The sequence below is a fragment of the Helicobacter vulpis genome (assembly GCF_003660395.1).
GTDB lineage: Bacteria > Campylobacterota > Campylobacteria > Campylobacterales > Helicobacteraceae > Helicobacter > Helicobacter vulpis.
In genome coordinates this window covers 1-17,328 of the sequence record NZ_QXQT01000023.1, presented here as the reverse complement: position 1 = coordinate 17,328, position 17,328 = coordinate 1, and the positions used below count along the sequence as shown (strand labels likewise).

The following is a 17,328-nucleotide window of genomic DNA, read 5'->3' as shown; positions in this document are numbered from 1 at the left end:
TCTCTTTTAACAGCGTGTTCTCTTGGATGTAGTGGAGCAGAGTGAGCCCACTTGTGAGCAGGCCTATTGCAAAGACTAGGAAAACATAGGGCATTAGGGGAGTAGAAAGGGGGGAAATTCTAGGGTGTTGAAAAACTATGTTAATCGCCTACAAGCAGAAGCTCTACAACACAAGCAAAAACAAGCACATCGGCAAACTGCTACGCCTTTATGGCATTTGTTATAACCATTGTATCGCTTTGCATAAAAGATATTATAGACTCTACAAGAAACATCTAAAATCCTACACCTTGCAAAAGCACATCACCAAACTGAAGAGAACAAGCAGGTTTGCCTTTTTAAAAACTTTGGGCTCTCAAACCTTGCAGGAGCTAGTAGAGAGGATGGACAAGGTTTATAAAAAGTTTTTTAAAAAGCAAGGCAGACCGCCTAGATTTAAAAAGGTGGCTAACTATCAGTCTTTCACATTTCCACAATGTGGTTATAAAATCCAAGACAATGTTATTTCTCTTAATGGCTATGCTCTTAAGTTTTTCAAGACCTATGGGCTTGTAGGCAAACCCAAGACCTTAACCATTAAAGGAGATAATCTAGGCGATCCAAACCCTCTGGTCCTTGCCATCCCCATAAAACTCGTGATACTTGGCATTGTCCCCGCAATACTTCTTATTAGTCCCGGCATTGCGCGCATTTAAAGATTTTACCCCCCCTGAACAATAGGGCGGGTCAATACACATACAATCTATACAATCATTAGGCAAGCCCTGCATAAACGCTAACGCATCGGCGTTAAAGACTTGGTTAAGGTAGGGGGTGAGCATGGGCAAAGTGCCTTAAGGGTGTATTCAATTGGTTATCGTAGGATCGTTTGGTGGTGTGCACGATGCGTCTAAGCAGCACTAGTTCTTTGCAACTAGGGGGCGGCGCTATCTTTGGATAGTCGTATTTGCGCACCATCTTTAAAGATGGACTCTGCTTCTAGTCTCCCGTTTCCTTTGTACATGGTTTTGAGCTTCAGTGTGTTGTTTTTCTGGCTAATAATTTCCACCGCAATAAAATACCCATTAATTTGTTTGCCAACAACTAAAGCCTTTTGATGGTCCTTAGTGTCCTCTATGCGCATCAAATCAGCGTTGTTGATAATCTCCGGATAATGCGCTATGTCCTCCCTTGTTATGGTAGCTTGCCCACTACTTTTAACTAAAGGCGCATTTGACCCATGCCTTTTTTCAATGTGTTTTAACGCGTCTCCATCAAAGAGCATTTTCACGGGTTTATTAGGGTCTAACTCCAAATGCTCTAATATTTGCGCATTGGTTAAATCCTCCATCCACACCTTACTATTAGTCCTTTTGACCTCCTCTAAAAACTCGGGCGTGATCTCTTCAGGCTTGGCTCTTCTTAAAGGCTTGTTAGGGTCTAGGAGGTCTTGACTAACCCCCTTTGGGGGTTCTCCCCCATGGCCTCCTCCTGCCAGGCTGGATTCTGCTGGCTTGGGTAAAGGTAAGCCTCCCCCTCCTCCTCCATCATCTGGGGATAACCCCCCCTCAATCTCTCTAATGAGGGCTTTGGTGGCGTTGGCTTTTAATTTGAGATTAAGCGTTTTTATTATACGTCCCTCTCGCGGGCTTTACAATAGGCGTGGGAAAGTTAGGGCTTTGCACATCTTCCACCTGGCGAGTCTAGCCTGCCTCTACCGGGTTGTATGGGTGTGCTACAGCCCTTAAGGTAGGGGGCTCAACTCCTCTAATTCTATGCTGTAGATTTTTGCAGATGCTCCATTGGATCTCATAAAAAGTGCCGTTACTTCACGCTTCGTATTCCTCCTTAGTCGCCTTTCGTATGGGGATGAACTCCGCGATGTCTTCGGCTCTATAGCATGTATAGCCGTATTTATGTTTGATCATAATGACATCATTCTCTTCTTCGGGGTCGTAGGCAGGGCCATCGTAACCCACAAAAATGCCTTCTTCAACCATGCCTTCTGGGCTACTCACAACCCGCACAAACCAACAAACATATTCTTTAAGGCTAAATATATCCATCAATCTCCTTTATTAGTATAAGGTACAATATGAAAACTATTACCGCCAAAATGTACTTTACTTTTATTCAAGAGCTAAACCCCCTTGACAAACATTAGGTGTTAGGTTCTATAATCTCATATCTTAAATATCAAGGAGTTTTTATGTCCCTTTTAGTCATCTTAGCCCATCCAGACCTAGCCCAATCACGGGTGAATAAAGCTCTTAAAGTTGCCCTAGAGCCTATGGGCGTTACCATTAGCGATTTATACGCTTTATACCCCGACTTCAAAATTGACATTGCAAGCGAGCAGGATAAACTCATCAAAGCAAAAAGCTTGGTGTTTCAATTCCCCATGTTTTGGTATTCTTGCCCTGCCTTACTCAAGCAATACTTTGACGATGTGCTGACTTATGGCTTTGCCTACGGCTCTAAGGGCAAAGCCTTAGCAGACAAAACATTTGCCCTTGCCATTAGTTTAGGGGCGCGTGAGGGGGATTTTCAAGGCAAATTTAGTTTAGAAAGTGTTTTAACCCCCTTTAGAGCCATCAGCCACTTCATCGGCACCAAATATGCAGCACCATTTTTAACCTACGACACCGGCAACTTGAGCGACACCGCCCTACAAGCCCAAGCTAGAGGCTATCAAGAGTGGGTTAAGGGGCTGGCGTGAGAGATATTTTTGAGCGGGATTTAAGAGGGGAGATGGTGAGTATGGATGAGCCCGAATTTCCTAAGCTTTATGGCGTGATCACCAACGCCCAAAAACTCATCCACAAACTCAACACACAAGAGTTAAGCCCTGAAGAGATACGCACCTTGATGGGAGAGCTGACGGGTAAACCCTTTGATGCCACAAACACGATTTTACCGCCCTTTTATGTGGATTTTGGGCGCAATATCAACTTTGGTAAGCACTTTTTTATGAACTCTGCTTGTAGTTTTATGGATCGGGGAGGGATTGACATCGGCGATCATGTTTTCATCGCTCCCAAGGTGTGTTTAACCACGATTAACCACGACTCCAATCCCTACAACAGACGCACGACTTTTTGTAAGCCCATTGTGATTCAAGATCGGGTGTGGATCGGCATCAACGCCACGATTTGCCCCGGGGTTACCATCGGGGAAAATTCCATCGTAGGGGCGGGGGCGGTTGTTACCAAAGATGTCCCACCTAATGTCATTGTGGGGGGCAATCCGGCCAAAATCATTAGGCATATAGAGGTGCAGCATGCGTAAGGCTTTGGCTTATTTATTTTTCTCTCTTGCCCTACTCGGGGCACACACGCAGCACAAAGGACAGAGCATGCAAGAAGTGCATAGACAAGCGGAGTTTCAAGAATTTCAAGGCACAAGCGACAAATTCAGCGGAAATGTGCGTGTCCAAATCTTGTTTGGACCTAATCAATGGCGCAATTTTAGCGGGGGGATCGTGCATTTTAGTCCTAAAGCTAGAAGTGCATGGCACACCCACCCTGCAGGGCAAACCTTGTTAGTTACAGAGGGCACAATTTACACGGGCACAGCCGATGGAAAAGTGAGCGTGGCGCACAAAGGCGATGTGATCTCTTGTCCGCCGGGAGTCAAGCACTGGCATGGAGCGGGGACACATACAAGCGGGGCGCATTTAGCCCTAACGGGGGATAAAAACGGAGAAAATGTCAAGTGGCTAGAAAAAGTCAGCGACACAGAGTACAACAAGGCGATAAACTCCCTAAAGCCTGCCAAGAGTGCCTTTAATCCCTTTGCAAATAGCCCTTTAAAGAACGACTCGCAAATGGACCACACCTTCAACCATTTTGCCATGCAAGAGGCTTTTAAGACTTCGGGCTTGGGCGTGCCCGAATACAGCCAAATTTTATTAGCATCCTTAGTGGCTCTAGGCTCTGTGCCCGCTTATGCGGACATGCTAGAGAGTGCGCTAGAGCATCAAGTCAGCCCAGTGGCTGTTCAAGAAATTTTATACCAAGCGATTCCCTATGTGGGCTTTGCACGGGCGCAAGGCTTCTTAGAAACCACAAACCATGTTTTCCAAACCAGAGGGATTCACCTAGATTCACAAAAAGGGCTTTTACATACACAGAGGGCGCAAAGGGGTTTGGCGATCCAAAAAGAGATTTTCGGGCAAGTGATAGACCACATGAACGCTAACGCTCCTAAAGATGAGGCGCATATTTATCAATTTTTATCCGCGAACTGCTTTGGCGACTACTACACGCGCAAAGGGCTAGATTTACACTTTAGAGAGTTGCTGACCTTTGTCTATTTGCTCTCTTTAGGCGGAGCTGATAGCCAGCTAAAAGCCCATGTACAGGGCAATATCAACATGGGAAATAACCGCCACAGGCTCATTAGTGTCGTTACAGCCCTGATCCCTGTTATTGGCTACCCTAAAGCCCTAAACGCCCTAAAAGCCATAGATACAGCTATCCCAGAGCATAAAGAATAAGCCCCAAAAGACAACACATGGCATACACAATCATAGAAGTAGAAAGACAAACGGGCATCTCTTCACGCAAAATCCGCTTTTGGTGCGATAAGGGGCTCTTCCCCTTCGTGCAAAGCGATTCAAACGGCGTGCGTTACTTTTCTAAGAGCGATATTGCTTGGGTGGAGTGGGTGCAGTGTTTGCGTGCGTGTAACATGCCTCTAGCCACGATTAAAGCCTACATCCACTTATCCAAACAAGGGCTAAAAAGCGCGCCACAACGCAAAGCCCTTTTAGAAAAGCAATTAACAGCCTTGCACGCCCAGCTAGAAACGCTGCACCACGCCGAGCGCAAAATCGCCCATAAAATCGCGCTTTACACGCAAATGATCGCGGAGCAAAAAGACTTTTTAAACCCCTTAAGCCCCACTTATAAAGATTCAAAATAACACTTAATAAAAGACAAATGCTCTTTTGCTATAGTAATGCGCCAAGCCTTAAGGAGCAAAGACTGAAAAATTGGAGTTTTCATGTACCGATTGAAAGTTTTTGGGTTAATGGCATTAGCCACGCTTGCCCTTGCAAAAGATCTAGACAAGACACAAAACACCCTAGATCATATGCCACCCCCTTTGATGGGCAAAATGCATCCCCTCAACACGCAAAATGTGGGGCGCAAATACCTAGACATTGCCTACGCCACACAATCGCAAGCCCAAAAGCTAGACATCTATTTACCTAAAGCGAGCAAAGCCCCCTACCCTGTGATCTTAGCCATCCACGGGGGTGGATTTGCCTTTGGGGACAAGGCTTCAGGGGAGGTTAATCCCCAAATGCACGCTTTGAAGCTGGGCTATGCGGTGGTGAGCGTAAATTACCGCCTTTCCAAAGAAGCTACATTCCCTATGCCGATTTACGACCTTAAAGCCGCTGTGCGCTTTATTAAAGCCCACGCCAAGCAATACCACTTAAACCCAAATAAAATCATTGCGTGGGGGGATTCGGCTGGGGGCAATTTGGCTTCTATGCTAGGCACAACGGCGTTTCACTCCGAACTAGAGGATTTAAGTATGGGGAATGCCAAACAAACAAGCCAAGTCAATGCGGTTGTGGATTTTTATGGCCCCATAGATTTTAAAGTGATGGATACACAATTCAAGCAAAGCGGGCAACAACCACGCAGAAAACACAGCGTCAATGCGCCCGATTCAACAGAGGCGCGCTATATGGGTGTTGCCATCCCTAAAATCCCCTATCTTGTGGAGTTTGCCAACCCCACCAGCTACATCTCTAAAAACACACCCCCCTTTTTTATTATGAATGGCTCTAAAGACCCCATCGTGCCGACAGAACAAAGCGTGCTTTTTGCGAAGGCTTTGCAAAAGATGTTGGGTAAAGATAAGGTGGTTTATATCCAATTGCCCGGCGTGGGACATGGCGGCCGGGCCTTTGAGGAGCCTAAAAATTTAGCCCCCATCTTTGCCTTTTTAAAGAAGTGGCATTTAGCCCCCTTGCATTAACTTAACTAAACCCCCTTGACAGACACTAGGTGTCAGGTTTTATAATCCAAATCCTACCCAAATTTTGAGGAGAACACATGCAAAAACGACAATTAGGGTCTTTTCAGGTGAGCCCTTTAGCGCTAGGGATTATGGGGATGAGTTTTGGGTATGCAGAAGTGCATGGAAAAAAGGAGATGATCCAACTCATCCACAAGGCTTTTGAACTAGGGATGAACTTTTTTGACACGGCTGAAGGCTACGGGGCTTACAATGAGGAATTATTGGGCGAGGCGATCAAACCCTTTAAAGATCAAGCGATCATCGCGAGCAAGTTTGGCATTTATCAAGAAAAAGAGGGGAGTTGGGACTTATGCCTAGATTCAAGCCCTAAGCGCATCAAACAAGCCTTAGAGGGGAGCTTAAAACGCTTGGGAGTGGAGTGTTTAGACTTGTATTACCAGCATAGGGTCGACCCAAAAGTGCCCATTGAAGAGGTCGCTTCTACCATGCAAGAGCTCATCAAAGAGGGCAAGATCAAAGCGTGGGGGATGAGTGAAGCGGGCTTACCCAGCCTACAAAAAGCACACCAAATTTGCCCTTTAAGCGCACTGCAAAGCGAATACTCATTGTGGCACCGCGCGCCTGAGAAAGAGATTTTGGGTTTTTGTGAGGCAAATCACATCACTTTTGTGGGTTTTTCGCCTTTAGCTAAAGGTTTCTTTGGGGGCAAGATGGCTAAAAATGCCACCTTTGCCAAAGAGGACTTTAGAAGTGTCGTGCCTAAGTTTAACCCTGAGAATTTAGCACAAAACTACGCTTTAGTGGAGTTGCTGCAAGACACCGCCAAGAGCAAAAACGCCACGCCCGCCCAAATTGCCATCTCTTGGATTTTACACATGCAAAAGGGGGTGATCCCGCTTTTTGGCACAACCAAAGAAGAACGCCTAGTTGAAAACATCGGGGCTTTAAGCGTGCCATGGCAAGCAGGCGAACTCAAAGACTTTAACAAAGAGCTAGAACAAATCACTATAGTCGGGGAGAGATACCCGACAAATCTTAATGACAAGGTCGGCAAATGAAACAGCCTAACAACCCAAAACGCCGAACACTCTTGGCGAGTGCGCTCATCGGGGGTTCTTTGCTCTCTCTTGGCATGCTAGAGGCTAGGGGGCATAAAGGCGCGTCCAAAAGTGCGCCCAAAAAGCGTTTTTTAGGCAAGTTAGAGGTTTCTTGTTTGGGGCTTGGCGTGCAAAACATGGGGCGCAAATACGACACTTCTGTGCCCTACCGCCCTGAAATGATCGCTGTGATCCGCCGCGCTTTTGAGGAGGGGGTAACTTTCTTTGATACAGCAGAAGCTTATGGTCCGTTTGAGTCCGAGAGGATTTTAGGCGAAGCCGTTGCGCCTTTTAGAAAAAAGTGGTGATTGCGACCAAATTTGGTTTTGACATCGATCAAAAAACGGGCAAGCGCGGACCCGGTCGCAACAGCAAACCCGAACACATTAAAATAGTCGTGCATCATATGCTTAAACGCCTACGCACTGATTACATTGACCTACTCTACCAACACCGAGTCGATCCAGAGGTGCCGATTGAAGATGTCGCTGGGGTTGTGGGGGATTTGATGCGACAAGGCAAGGTTTTACACTGGGGGTTGTCAGAAATGGGGCTCAACACCCTAAGACGCGCCCACGCCACCTTGCCCGTGAGTGCCGTGCAGAGTGAGTATTCTATGCTTTGGCGGGGACCTGAAGAACATGTTTTGCCTTTGTGTGAGGAGTTGGGGATTGGTTTTGTCCCGTGGAGCCCGCTAGGCGTGCAGTTTTTAACGGGCTGGATCGACGAAGATACCCGTTTTGCAAAGGGGGATTTTAGAGCGTTAGAAGGTCGTTTTGCCCCTGAAAATCTCCCCCATAATTTAAAATTAGTCCATTTGTTACAAGAGTGGGCGTTAAAGAAAAACGCCTCGCCCGCCCAAGTTGCCCTAGCGTGGCTCTTGGCTAAAAAACCCTACATTGTGCCCATCCCGGGCACCACCAATAAAGATCACATGCTAGCCAACACCGCTGCTAGCGCGCTCACATTAAGCCCTCATGAAATGCAAGAGATCGACACCGCCCTAAATGCCATCAACATTCAAGGCGCGCGCTTGCCCGATTTTGTGCAAGCGTATTCAGGGGTGGAGGCACCTCTTAAAAAACAGAAAGATTGAGCTAGTTTGGGGGGTGGGCTAGAGACTGCCAAGCAACGCTTTAAAGAGGGACGGACTCTAAGATTAATCTAAATCCTCTATAATGCCCTTGTTTGATGTACAACAATCAAGGGCTAAAAGATGTGCAAACACCATGATAAGAGATCACATGCAAAACAACCCCTTTTTAAAAGTGGGGGATATTATCCCAAGTTTTTACACACACTCAAGTGTCTTTTCATCTTATGGGGTTTGTGTTTGGCACACCTTGTGGCTAAAGAGGCACAAGAGATCAATTGGCAAGCCCTCTTAAAACAGCACCACATCCCAGGCAAGGTGGTTAAGTCCGTTGATGAGGGTCCAGATTTTAAAGTGCTTATTGTGGATCACAAGGGCAAATGGGAGGCGTGGTGGGTGGATAAACAAACCCTTAAACTGGCTAATCAAAGACCCGATGATTACCCTTATGGTGCTGACCCAACATACGATGAAATATGGGCACACAACCAAGCCATACCCACGCAGATCATAAAGATGTGGAATCTCTTTTACACTGGCCCTTATGCGACTATGCGCAAGGATATGGATGTTTCTTACTTTAAAAAAGCCCTACTTTCTTTAAAACCCTTGCAAGGCACAGATTGGCAGAGTGTTACCTTTGATGGTCCCAGTGTGTGGCTCATAGATGAAAACACCACCCAAGCTATAGAAGTGCAACAAGCTTTCGGGGATAATGCCGCCCTATTTAAGAAAATCAACGCACGCGCCCAAACATTGCGCGCCAAAAAAGCCCCCCTTCTCTTTGGATCTTTTTTTGAGGCGTTGCCTAAACCCTGTTTAGATCACTTCCCCTCCACCAACCCCAAAGCTCCCGATCTCTATCTTGTTTTAAATTTTGATAATTCTGATCTGCATTACACCAATCTCTACCAACGCACCAAAGAAATCCTTGAGCAATTCCCCACCATTGTAAAACGCTACCGCGTGCATGTCTTTGCCTTAAAACAAGACATTAAAAGTTGTGATACAAAAGATATAAGCGATAATCCATATGCCCCTGGAGGCTACAGCATCGTTTATATGAACAATCCCCCCTGCGAAGCCCTTTTTCAATCTTACCAGCAACTTAAAGCACAATTCCACGCCACTTCACCCAAAGGCACTTGTGTGATCCCCGATGGACAGCTTGCAGAAGAGCCCCAAGGCTCTAAAAAAGTGGGCGATACGGGCAGAAATTGGGAGGACTTTCTCTTTGGCATTGATAGCAAACACAATGATACACCCGGATATATAGACAACAACAACCCCACCCCTATTATCTATAACCCCAAAATAGGGCTCATCAAAGCGCGCGACTTTTTAAAGAGTTTAGACGCTCCTATGGGGGATAAGCCCCCCAAAAAAGCGCAGGGTTTGAGTGCCTACAAGGTTGTAAAAAAGGCTAGCTTGAGCCATGCCCCTTTTCAAATCGTGCTCTTGCAAGACAAACAAAGCCTTGAGCAAAGCGTGTGGCTTTATAGCCCACAAGCCAAGCTGTGGTTTAAACCCGGTCGTGTGCGCAAGTTACACAAAAACGACCAAGCCCTCTTGAGCGATTTTAAAGAGGAGGCATCGGGTTATAATTATGTGAAAGCCTATGCCAAACCCCTAAAGACCTTTTTTCACAAAGCCCATAGCATCGATCTAGTGCCTAAAAATGCCAAGAAAAATTTTTATGTGATTACATCCGCTTCACCTGCTGCTGCCGATGATCTTGCATATTATAACACCCCCATTAATCTCGTTTCTAAGATCATAAAAAAAGTCCAACAAGGGAATGCGGTGCATATCATTTTAGTGGGATCACTCAGTCAATTGCCCACGGATGATTGTGGCGATACATCTTGTGATGGGGATGAAGAGACTTGGGTGGCTCAGACTTGTTTTAATGCAGCTAACAAAGCAAAAAATATGGCTGAAAAGCTCGGTGTTATCAAAAATTGTGGCTATGGTGGTGATTATGATTTTAAAGACCCCGGGGAGAGTGCTATTGCTCATAACTCCACCATTCTAACAGATGATAGCATAGGCATGTTTGAAGCCCAAGGCTGGAATCATTTAAACGAGTTTTTGCCAGACCCCGATCAGCAGTGAGCTAGGTGGGTGCGCCCCACTAGAGAGTAGAGCGTAAGCTTACGGGTTAGCCTTGCGCACTTGCGTGATGCTTTGCCCCCCCAAGCCGTAGTTATCTGTTTCCACCTCATCAATGATCACCACAGTAGAGGCCTTGTTTTTATGCAGAACGCGCACTAACACCTCCGTAACTTCAGCAATCAACGCCTCTTTTTGCTCCTTAGTGGGGCCATCTTCTTTAGTGATTTTGATATTGACAAAGGGCATGGATTCTTTCCTAAGTTTAAAACCTCTTAGTTTAGAATACCTGTTTATTTTAAATGTTAGGCATATTTGGTAGGCTTTATCAGTCTCTTTGCGGGTAAGACAGACTCTAAAATTTAAGAAACTAAAGATACCAAGATCAAGGAGTGTTCATGATTTTCAACGACTCTATTCTAGATATTCTAGCACAAATAGAAGATTCTAGCTTTGATTGCATCATCACCTCCCCCCCTTATAATGTGGGTAAGGACTATGAAAAGACCAAGAGTTTAAACGACTATTTAAGCGCGTTTGAACCTGTGTTAAAGGGGCTAAAAAGAGTGCTTAAAGAGAGTGGGAGTGTTGCATGGCAGGTGGGTAATTTCATCAAAGATAAAGAGGTCTATCCCCTAGACATTTACTTTTACCCCCTCTTTAAGGATTTGGGCTTTAGGCTGAGAAACCGCATCATTTGGAAATTTGGGCTTGGAAATTTGGGCATGGCTTGCACTCCAAGCTCAGATTTAGCGGGCGTTATGAAACCATACTCTGGTTTAGCAAGAGCGATGATTACACTTTTAATTTAGACAGCGTGCGTATCCGGGCCAAATATCCCGGAAAACGCCACTTTAAGGGGGCTAAAAAAGGGCGGCTCTTAGGCAACCCCAAGGGCAAAAACCCGGCAGACGTGTGGGAGATTGTCGCTACAGATTGGGAGTGCCAGATTTGGGACATTGTCAATGTCAAGAGCAACCATGTAGAAAAAACCGCCCACCCTTGCCAATTCCCATAGAATTGGTTGATCGCCTCATTTTAGCTTTGAGCAATCCAGGGGAGCGTATTTTAGATCCCTTTGGTGGGGTGGGGACAACGCTAATCAGCGCGCTTAAAAATGGCAGAAAGGCACTCTGTGTGGAAAAAGAAGAGCTGTATTGCCAAATCGCTCAAGAGAGGGTGCTAGACTTCTTTAAAGGCACGCTCAAATGGCGCAAAATGGGTCAAGAAATTTACACTCCCAAGAACGACAGCGTGGCGTACGTGCCAGAGGAGTGGCGCGGGTTGGGGGTTTATTGAAAATTGCGTATTTAAACCCTCAAATGCAAAAGCAAGCCATAAAGGTGCAAGGACAGATCACCTATTTTTCTCATAACCAAGCCAAAACGCATCGCTGTAGAAGTGTAGTGGCAATATGTGCGCGGATGTCTAATATGAGAGCAGGCGCATAGGGGCGCGTCAATCCCCAAACACGCGCGCAAAAATGCGAGGTACATGGCGCAAGTAATAATCTATCTCAAAGCACCCCTTAATCAAGGCACGATCCACCTCTTTTAAACGCGGCTCGGCTAGCAGGTGCTCTAGAAAACTCGCTTGCTTACCCTGTTGCAAGAGTGCCCACACCTGCATGGCATTTTCTTGCACAATGGCATAACTTTCCGCCTTGCTAAAGCCTAGTTTGGGCAATTCTAAAAGAACGCGCTGGGAGAAGACCAGCCCGCCTGTGCGCTCTAAATTCTTGCGCATGTTCTCTGGATAAACCACCAAATCCCCCAAGAGAGTGGTGAGTCGGTGCAAGAGAAAATCTAGGGTGATAAAAGCGTCCGGGAGCACGAATCGTTCTACCGAGCTATGGCTAATATCGCGTTCATGCCAGAGGGCGACATTCTCCATCATGGGGATGGCATAGGCGCGAATCATGCGCGCTAGCCCGGTGATGTTTTCGCTCAAAACCGGGTTGCGCTTGTGGGGCATCGCAGAGCTCCCCTTCTGCCCCACGCTAAAGGCTTCTTCAGCCTCGTAAACTTCGGTGCGCTGGTAGTGGCGGATATTGATGGCGATCTTCTCACAACTGCTTGCCAACAAAGCTAGAGCGTTGCACACCCTTGCATGCCTCTCTCTAGAGATAACCTGGTTGCTAATTTTAGCCACACCCAAGCCCAATTCTTGGCAGACCAATTTTTCTAACTCAAAGGGGGTATGCGCCATGTTGCCCATCGCGCCGCTGATCATCCCCACGCCAACCTCTTGAGCCACCTCCTGCAAAGCTTTAAGGTGCGCGCGCATGTCATCATACCACAACGCCCATACCAGTCCAAAGGCAATGGGCTCGCCATGCACCCCATGGCTTCTGCCCACCATCACCACCTCTTTAAACTCGTAAGCGCGCGCTTTAAGCACGGCTAAAAGGGCGTTGAGATCCTCCATGATAAGGGCTAAACTTTGCTGGATGAGCAGAGCTAGGGCGGTGTCAATGCAATCGCTAGAAGTGATGCCATAATGAAAAAAACGCTCCGCATCGCCTAAAGTTTTGCTGACCGCCTGGATAAAGGCGATGACATCGTGTTTAGTGGCTTTTTCAAAAGCATGGATGTCTTCTAATTGAAAGCTGGCTTGTTGGATTTGATCGCAGGTCTTTGCGTCCATCAATCCCAAAGTATGCCAAGCCTTTGCAACCGCCTTTTCTACCTGCAAATAAGTCTCAAACTTGCGTTGCTCGCTCCAAAGGCGCGCCATCGCCTCACGAGCGTAACGCGCTAACATTAAACCTTGGCCTCTTCTCTGCGCTGCAAATACTCCCAACGGGCATCCACATCTTTTTGCAACGCCTCAATGATGTGTTCATTTTCCTTTTTAAAAAGGTGGGCAAAGCGTTTTTGGGGGCCCAAATAATCGCGCACGGGCAAGATATTGCGCGGGCGATAAGTGATTTTGAGCTCCTGCCCGTGAAAAACTTCAAAGAGGGGGAAGATGAGGCAATCCACAGCCAAATCAGTCATCTCAATGGCTAGGCTAGAGTGGTATTTCCACTCCGTGGGGCAGGGGCTAAGGGCGTTGATAAAGCAAGGCCCCTCTGTGTCTAGCGCGGTTTTGATTTTCTTGTTCATGTCCTTCCACTTATTGGGGGCAAGTTGGGCGGCATAGGGGATTCCATGGGCAGCCATGATCAAAGTCAAGTCCTTTTTGCGCTCTTTTTTGCCAAAACTCACCTTGCCCGCTGGGGTGGTGCTGGTGCTCGCCCCCATAGGCGTACTCCCGCTCCTTTGCCCCCCTGTGTTGGCGTAGTTTTCATTGTCCAAACAAATATAGGTGATGTCATGCCCGCGTTCCATACAGCCGCTGATAAACTGAAACCCAATGTCATAGGACGCGCCATCGCCCCCAAAGGCGACAAACTTAGGGCGTTGCCCGGTGTATTTGCCCTTGCGCGCCAAGGCCTTATACATGCTCTCTACCCCGCTAATGGCTGTCGAGCCATTCTCAAAACCGATATGAATCCAAGGCACATCCCATGAAGTGTGGGGATAGACAGCAGAACACACTTCTAAACAGCCTGTAGAATTGCCCAGCACAATGGGGCCATCCACCGCATTGAGCACCTCGCGTACAATAATCCCATGCCCACAGCCCGGGCAAAGTAGGTGCGAACCTTCGAACTTTTCAGCCGATTGGCTAAAACTTTTGAGCGTTTTGACTTCTTTAACCATGCACTCTCCTTTTAAAAATAAGACAATTCAGGACCATTGAGCCCGATAAATTGCTGGGTGGGGTGGGTGAGCCCCCCTTTCTTTGCGTCTTGGGCTAGCGCCTCAAAAATGCTATCTAGCTCCGCTTGGGTAACATCCCGACCCCCTAGCCCGTAAATGTAATTGCTCAACACGGGGCGTTTGGATCCCGGAGCTTGGTAGAGGCTTGCGGCAATTTCATTGAAAAGCGCGCCCAGCGCTCCAGAGGGCGAACTGCGATCCATCACGGCCACCGCTTTTGCGTTTTTAAGCGCGTTAGCGATGAGTTCAAAGGGGAAGGGGCGCAGTACATGCGTGGTAACCACGCCCGCTTTTATGCCCTGTTCGCGCGCCTTTTTGGCCGCCACGATCGCCGACTCCCAAGTCGTGCCCAAAGCAAAGATGATCACCTCCGCGTCCACCACTTGGAAGGTTTCTACTAAATGGTATTGTCTGCCCGTGATCTTGGCAAAATCGTTAAAAATGCCCTCTAAAATCGTGCTAGAGTGCATGACGGCGTGGTGGAGTTTGGCCTTGTGTTCAAAATGCCATGCCTCTTCTGCCTGCGCGCCAAAGCTTACGGGTTTGTCAAAATCCAACAAGGGGTGTACACTCACATAATTGCCCACGAATTTGTAGGCCACTCCATCGCTTAAGGGGCGCACATTTTGCACGGTGTGGGAGGATAAAAAGCCATCTTGATGCACCATTACAGGCACGCGCACCTCTTGGTGCTCGGCGAGCCTAAAGGCCATCAAGGTGAAATCATAGACCTCTTGGGGGTTGCAGGTACACAGGTTGATCCAGCCACTATCCCTGCCTAAATACATGTCTGAGTGATCGCAGTGGATATTCAAGGGGGCGGCTAGGGCGCGATTAGCCACATTGAGCACGATGGGCAAGCGCATCCCAGAGGCCTGGTAGAGCACCTCTATCATCAGGGCAAAACCCTGCGAGCTAGTGGCAGTGCTCACCCTCCCCCCAGCAGCAGCCGCGCCCACGCACGCACTCATGGCGGCATGCTCAGACTCCACAAGTACAAACTCCCCATCTACATAGTCGTTGTCCTTAAAAGAGCCGTAGTTTTGGATAATAGGCGTGGAGGGGGTGATGGGGTAGGCGGCCACGACATCCACTTGGGCTTGTCTGAGCGCGTGCGCGCTAGCAGTACACCCATCCCATGCCTCTACTTCGTTCAAGTGATAACTAGAGCCCATTGTAACCCCCTTCTGTGCGGTAGCTTTTCTTTTTGACACCCGGGGCCTTTTGGGGCCACTTGGTGAGCGCTTCTTCTACAGGCTCTAAATTGTCAAACATCAGCAGAGATTTAGGGTTGGTGGGGCAGACATCCACGCACACCCCACAGCCCTTGCAGTGCTCGTAATCCACCCCGCTCATCTTGCCCTCCCTAGAGAGAATAGAGGCATCCGGGCAGTAGACCCAGCAATTAAAGCAGTTGATGCACACCTCTTTATTGTGCACGGGCTTTTCTACCCGCCAATGCGAGACGCTCGCGGTAAAAGAGCTCTCCTGCGTGTAAGCGCGTTCGTTATTGTGTTTGCCCAGCTCGTCCTGCCCCTGCTTTTCAAAGGGGAAAAGCACCGCCCCGATTTCAAATTCTTGCCAGTTTTTCATAAATGTCCTTTATTGCACTTGCGCGTACGCGTGGTCGATGGCGAGCATGTTCGCATCGATCAAAGCCTGGGGCATTTTCTTGCCCAACACCTCTTTAAAGGTGTTTTTAAAAAACTCCAACTCCAGCATGCCCGATACCTTCATCAATGCCCCTAACATGGGGGTGTTGGGGATGGGGCGTTTGATGGTGTCCATGGCGATCTTGATGCAATTGAGGGTATATACCTTCTTGCTGGCTAGATCGGGTTTCTTCTCCAAAAGTTCGTCTTTGGAGAGGTGGGTGGTGATGATGTAGGTCGTGTCGGGTTTTTCATTCTCTGTAATGTCTGTAATGAAGGTTAGCCCTGGGTCGATCACCAGTACATAATCGGGCCGCATAAACTTTTCATGGTTTAAAATGGGTTCTGAATCGATGCGGTTATAGGCTGTCATCGCCGCCCCGCGCTTGGCTGAACCATAGAAAGCAAAGCCTTGCACCTCCTTGCCTGTGGTGGTGAGCACATCGGCCAAGCCCTTAGCCCCCGTAACCGCGCCCTGCCCGGCGCGCGCATGCCATCTAATCTCTAGCATATAATCTCCTTGTGGCATTATCTGTATCAAATTGCGTGTTGAAATTATACAGATTTTGAGTAAATCTAGAGCACGCCAGCCCCAAGTTTGCATGAGCGCGTTGGGTACGATCCACATATCCCTATACTAACGAGATCAATGATGGGTTAACAAAAACGCTAGAATGGAAGGGGCAAAGCGTACACGCGCATTTTTATGCTACAATAAGACTACAGGAAGGCTTGGTAAAGCTTTTAGTGTGTTAACTCCTTATAAAGGCGTGTTGTGATCAAGATACTGATGATAGAAGATGATATCGAGCTGGCAGAAATTCTAAGCGAGTTTTTTCTCCAGCATGGAGTGGAGGTGGTTAATTATGATGAGCCTTATACGGGTATTAGTGCGGCCAGCACCCAGCCCTATGACCTCTTATTGCTAGATTTGACCTTGCCCAATCTAGATGGTCTGGAGGTGTGCAAGAAAATCTCTAAACAAAAAGGTATCCCCATCATCATCTCTTCGGCGCGCAACGACATTGAAGACAAGATTAAGGCCTTGGAGTACGGGGCTGATGATTATATCCCCAAACCCTATGACCCTAAGGAGCTCTTGGCGCGTATCCAATCTCTCTTGCGCCGTTACAATAAAAAATCTCCCCAAGAGGATGCCCAAACTCCCCCTAAAAGTGCCTTATTTAAAATTGACAAAGACGCGCGGGAAGTTTACATGCACAATAAAAGACTAGACCTCACGCGCGCGGAGTATGAGATTTTAACCTTACTCATTAGCAAGCGGGGCTATGTGTTTTCTAGGGAGTCCATCGCCATCGAATCTGAGTCGATCAATCCAGAAAGCTCTAATAAAAGCATTGATGTGATCATTGGGCGTTTGCGTGCTAAGATTGAAAAAGATCCTAAAAAACCCCAACACATCATCTCTGTCCGGGGGGTGGGCTATAAATTAGAATACTAGCCCGTATGCCCTTGTCTATCTTTAGTAAGATCGTCTCTCTCTTCATTGTGTCCTTGGCCAGTTTTGGGGCGTTTTCTTACTACTTTATTCGATCCCAGATCGACCATGAAAATTTCCAAACCCAGATTCGCCACCAGCAGTTTGTAACCACCATCAACCAAGTGTT

Annotated in this window: 19 protein-coding genes and 3 pseudogenes; 13 read left to right on the top strand and 9 right to left on the bottom strand. The window is 47.5% G+C overall.

All coding sequences use genetic code 11. The features are described 5' to 3' along the window. Positions 1–137 precede the first annotated feature (137 nt). Positions 138–599, top strand: a pseudogene (locus EAO38_RS09430) (RNA-guided endonuclease TnpB family protein); the annotation flags it as partial. Here the strand turns inward: EAO38_RS09430 and EAO38_RS07285 are convergent. The 3 genes from EAO38_RS07285 to EAO38_RS07275 form a co-directional block, all read right to left on the bottom strand. Then, positions 591–821, bottom strand: a complete 231-nt coding sequence (locus tag EAO38_RS07285; RefSeq protein ID WP_235852562.1) for a hypothetical protein — start codon at positions 819–821, stop codon at positions 591–593. The pseudogene EAO38_RS09430 and the gene EAO38_RS07285 overlap by 9 nt on opposite strands. A gap of 92 nt (positions 822–913) precedes the next feature. Next, complete coding sequence (locus EAO38_RS07280; protein WP_121022497.1) at positions 914–1,330, bottom strand: PBECR3 domain-containing polyvalent protein; 417 nt, start codon at positions 1,328–1,330, stop codon at positions 914–916. A gap of 478 nt (positions 1,331–1,808) precedes the next feature. Continuing rightward, entirely contained in the window at positions 1,809–2,045 is a 237-nt protein-coding gene (locus EAO38_RS07275; RefSeq protein WP_235852561.1) for a hypothetical protein, read from the bottom strand. A 143-nt stretch (positions 2,046–2,188) separates the two neighbouring features. On the opposite strand from EAO38_RS07275, the gene EAO38_RS07270 reads away from it, so the two are divergent. From EAO38_RS07270 to EAO38_RS07235, 9 genes are all read left to right on the top strand, one after another. Then, positions 2,189–2,698 carry an NAD(P)H-dependent oxidoreductase gene (locus EAO38_RS07270; RefSeq protein WP_121022495.1) on the top strand — a complete coding sequence of 170 codons (510 nt, stop codon included), beginning with the start codon at positions 2,189–2,191 and terminating at the stop codon, positions 2,696–2,698. Beyond that, positions 2,695–3,267 (top strand): sugar O-acetyltransferase, encoded by a 573-nt coding sequence (locus EAO38_RS07265; protein ID WP_235852560.1) that lies wholly within the window; start codon positions 2,695–2,697, stop codon positions 3,265–3,267. Before EAO38_RS07270 ends, EAO38_RS07265 begins: the two co-directional genes overlap by 4 nt. Before the next feature lie 67 nt (positions 3,268–3,334). Further along, entirely contained in the window at positions 3,335–4,477 is a 1,143-nt protein-coding gene (locus tag EAO38_RS09425; protein WP_121022503.1) for a cupin domain-containing carboxymuconolactone decarboxylase family protein, read from the top strand. A 17-nt stretch (positions 4,478–4,494) separates the two neighbouring features. After that, the gene (locus EAO38_RS07255) at positions 4,495–4,905 is read left to right on the top strand and encodes a MerR family transcriptional regulator (protein WP_121022494.1); all 411 of its coding nucleotides are present in this window, start codon (positions 4,495–4,497) and stop codon (positions 4,903–4,905) included. Positions 4,906–4,986: 81 nt separating this feature from the next. Then, positions 4,987–5,976 (top strand): alpha/beta hydrolase, encoded by a 990-nt coding sequence (locus tag EAO38_RS07250; protein WP_235852559.1) that lies wholly within the window; start codon positions 4,987–4,989, stop codon positions 5,974–5,976. A gap of 77 nt (positions 5,977–6,053) precedes the next feature. Then, positions 6,054–7,037 (top strand): aldo/keto reductase, encoded by a 984-nt coding sequence (locus EAO38_RS07245; RefSeq protein WP_121022491.1) that lies wholly within the window; start codon positions 6,054–6,056, stop codon positions 7,035–7,037. Then, a complete protein-coding gene (locus EAO38_RS09375) occupies positions 7,034–7,384 on the top strand; it encodes an aldo/keto reductase (RefSeq protein WP_205588376.1) in 351 nt (116 codons plus the stop codon). The genes EAO38_RS07245 and EAO38_RS09375 overlap by 4 nt, the downstream gene beginning before the upstream one ends. Beyond that, positions 7,381–8,172 carry an aldo/keto reductase gene (locus EAO38_RS07240; protein WP_205588375.1) on the top strand — a complete coding sequence of 264 codons (792 nt, stop codon included), beginning with the start codon at positions 7,381–7,383 and terminating at the stop codon, positions 8,170–8,172. Before EAO38_RS09375 ends, EAO38_RS07240 begins: the two co-directional genes overlap by 4 nt. Before the next feature lie 237 nt (positions 8,173–8,409). Then, the gene (locus EAO38_RS07235; RefSeq protein ID WP_235852558.1) at positions 8,410–10,284 is read left to right on the top strand and encodes a hypothetical protein; all 1,875 of its coding nucleotides are present in this window, start codon (positions 8,410–8,412) and stop codon (positions 10,282–10,284) included. Between the two features lie 39 nt (positions 10,285–10,323). Here EAO38_RS07235 and EAO38_RS07230 read toward each other — a convergent pair whose 3' ends face one another. Beyond that, positions 10,324–10,530, bottom strand: coding sequence for a 2-hydroxymuconate tautomerase family protein (locus tag EAO38_RS07230; protein ID WP_121022488.1), 207 nt, complete (start codon positions 10,528–10,530; stop codon positions 10,324–10,326). 149 nt (positions 10,531–10,679) lie between these two features. Between EAO38_RS07230 and EAO38_RS07225 the strand changes: the two are divergent. Next, positions 10,680–11,580 (top strand): annotated as a pseudogene (locus EAO38_RS07225) (DNA-methyltransferase). 159 nt (positions 11,581–11,739) lie between these two features. Here the strand turns inward: EAO38_RS07225 and purB are convergent. The 5 genes from purB to EAO38_RS07200 are packed head-to-tail and all read right to left on the bottom strand — an operon-like array spanning position 11,740 to position 16,211. Then, on the bottom strand, positions 11,740–13,044 hold the full coding sequence (gene purB, locus EAO38_RS07220) for an adenylosuccinate lyase (RefSeq protein WP_121022486.1): 1,305 nt from the start codon (positions 13,042–13,044) through the stop codon (positions 11,740–11,742). Next, positions 13,044–13,988: a thiamine pyrophosphate-dependent enzyme gene (locus EAO38_RS07215; RefSeq protein ID WP_121022484.1), complete on the bottom strand. Its 945-nt coding sequence runs from the start codon at positions 13,986–13,988 to the stop codon at positions 13,044–13,046. Before EAO38_RS07215 ends, purB begins: the two co-directional genes overlap by 1 nt. A gap of 11 nt (positions 13,989–13,999) precedes the next feature. Next, a complete protein-coding gene (locus tag EAO38_RS07210) occupies positions 14,000–15,223 on the bottom strand; it encodes a 2-oxoacid:ferredoxin oxidoreductase subunit alpha (RefSeq protein WP_121022482.1) in 1,224 nt (407 codons plus the stop codon). After that, positions 15,213–15,641, bottom strand: a complete 429-nt coding sequence (locus EAO38_RS07205; RefSeq protein ID WP_121022480.1) for a 4Fe-4S dicluster-binding protein — start codon at positions 15,639–15,641, stop codon at positions 15,213–15,215. The genes EAO38_RS07210 and EAO38_RS07205 overlap by 11 nt, the downstream gene beginning before the upstream one ends. 9 nt (positions 15,642–15,650) lie before the next feature. Beyond that, positions 15,651–16,211: a pyruvate flavodoxin oxidoreductase subunit gamma gene (locus EAO38_RS07200; protein WP_121022477.1), complete on the bottom strand. Its 561-nt coding sequence runs from the start codon at positions 16,209–16,211 to the stop codon at positions 15,651–15,653. Positions 16,212–16,475: 264 nt separating this feature from the next. On the opposite strand from EAO38_RS07200, the gene arsR reads away from it, so the two are divergent. Both arsR and EAO38_RS09230 read left to right on the top strand, forming a co-directional pair. After that, positions 16,476–17,162, top strand: coding sequence for an acid response regulator transcription factor ArsR (arsR, locus tag EAO38_RS07195; protein ID WP_121022475.1), 687 nt, complete (start codon positions 16,476–16,478; stop codon positions 17,160–17,162). A 5-nt stretch (positions 17,163–17,167) separates the two neighbouring features. After that, a pseudogene (locus EAO38_RS09230) lies at positions 17,168–17,328 on the top strand (two-component sensor histidine kinase); the annotation flags it as partial.

What these genes read in the sequence shown, in the direction of transcription:
- EAO38_RS07285 (WP_235852562.1), bottom strand. Translation starts at nt 821, where the DNA reads ATGCTCACCCCCTACCTTAACCAAGTCTTTAACGCCGATGCGTTAGCG.
- EAO38_RS07250 (WP_235852559.1), top strand. Translation starts at nt 4,987, where the DNA reads ATGTACCGATTGAAAGTTTTTGGGTTAATGGCATTAGCCACGCTTGCC.
- EAO38_RS07275 (WP_235852561.1), bottom strand. Translation starts at nt 2,045, where the DNA reads ATGGATATATTTAGCCTTAAAGAATATGTTTGTTGGTTTGTGCGGGTT.
- EAO38_RS07215 (WP_121022484.1), bottom strand. Translation starts at nt 13,988, where the DNA reads ATGGTTAAAGAAGTCAAAACGCTCAAAAGTTTTAGCCAATCGGCTGAA.
- EAO38_RS07280 (WP_121022497.1), bottom strand. Translation starts at nt 1,330, where the DNA reads ATGGAGGATTTAACCAATGCGCAAATATTAGAGCATTTGGAGTTAGAC.
- EAO38_RS07245 (WP_121022491.1), top strand. Translation starts at nt 6,054, where the DNA reads ATGCAAAAACGACAATTAGGGTCTTTTCAGGTGAGCCCTTTAGCGCTA.
- EAO38_RS07205 (WP_121022480.1), bottom strand. Translation starts at nt 15,641, where the DNA reads ATGAAAAACTGGCAAGAATTTGAAATCGGGGCGGTGCTTTTCCCCTTT.
- EAO38_RS07210 (WP_121022482.1), bottom strand. Translation starts at nt 15,223, where the DNA reads ATGGGCTCTAGTTATCACTTGAACGAAGTAGAGGCATGGGATGGGTGT.
- EAO38_RS07200 (WP_121022477.1), bottom strand. Translation starts at nt 16,211, where the DNA reads ATGCTAGAGATTAGATGGCATGCGCGCGCCGGGCAGGGCGCGGTTACG.
- EAO38_RS07270 (WP_121022495.1), top strand. Translation starts at nt 2,189, where the DNA reads ATGTCCCTTTTAGTCATCTTAGCCCATCCAGACCTAGCCCAATCACGG.
- EAO38_RS07230 (WP_121022488.1), bottom strand. Translation starts at nt 10,530, where the DNA reads ATGCCCTTTGTCAATATCAAAATCACTAAAGAAGATGGCCCCACTAAG.
- EAO38_RS09425 (WP_121022503.1), top strand. Translation starts at nt 3,335, where the DNA reads ATGCAAGAAGTGCATAGACAAGCGGAGTTTCAAGAATTTCAAGGCACA.
- EAO38_RS07255 (WP_121022494.1), top strand. Translation starts at nt 4,495, where the DNA reads ATGGCATACACAATCATAGAAGTAGAAAGACAAACGGGCATCTCTTCA.
- purB (WP_121022486.1), bottom strand. Translation starts at nt 13,044, where the DNA reads ATGTTAGCGCGTTACGCTCGTGAGGCGATGGCGCGCCTTTGGAGCGAG.
- EAO38_RS09375 (WP_205588376.1), top strand. Translation starts at nt 7,034, where the DNA reads ATGAAACAGCCTAACAACCCAAAACGCCGAACACTCTTGGCGAGTGCG.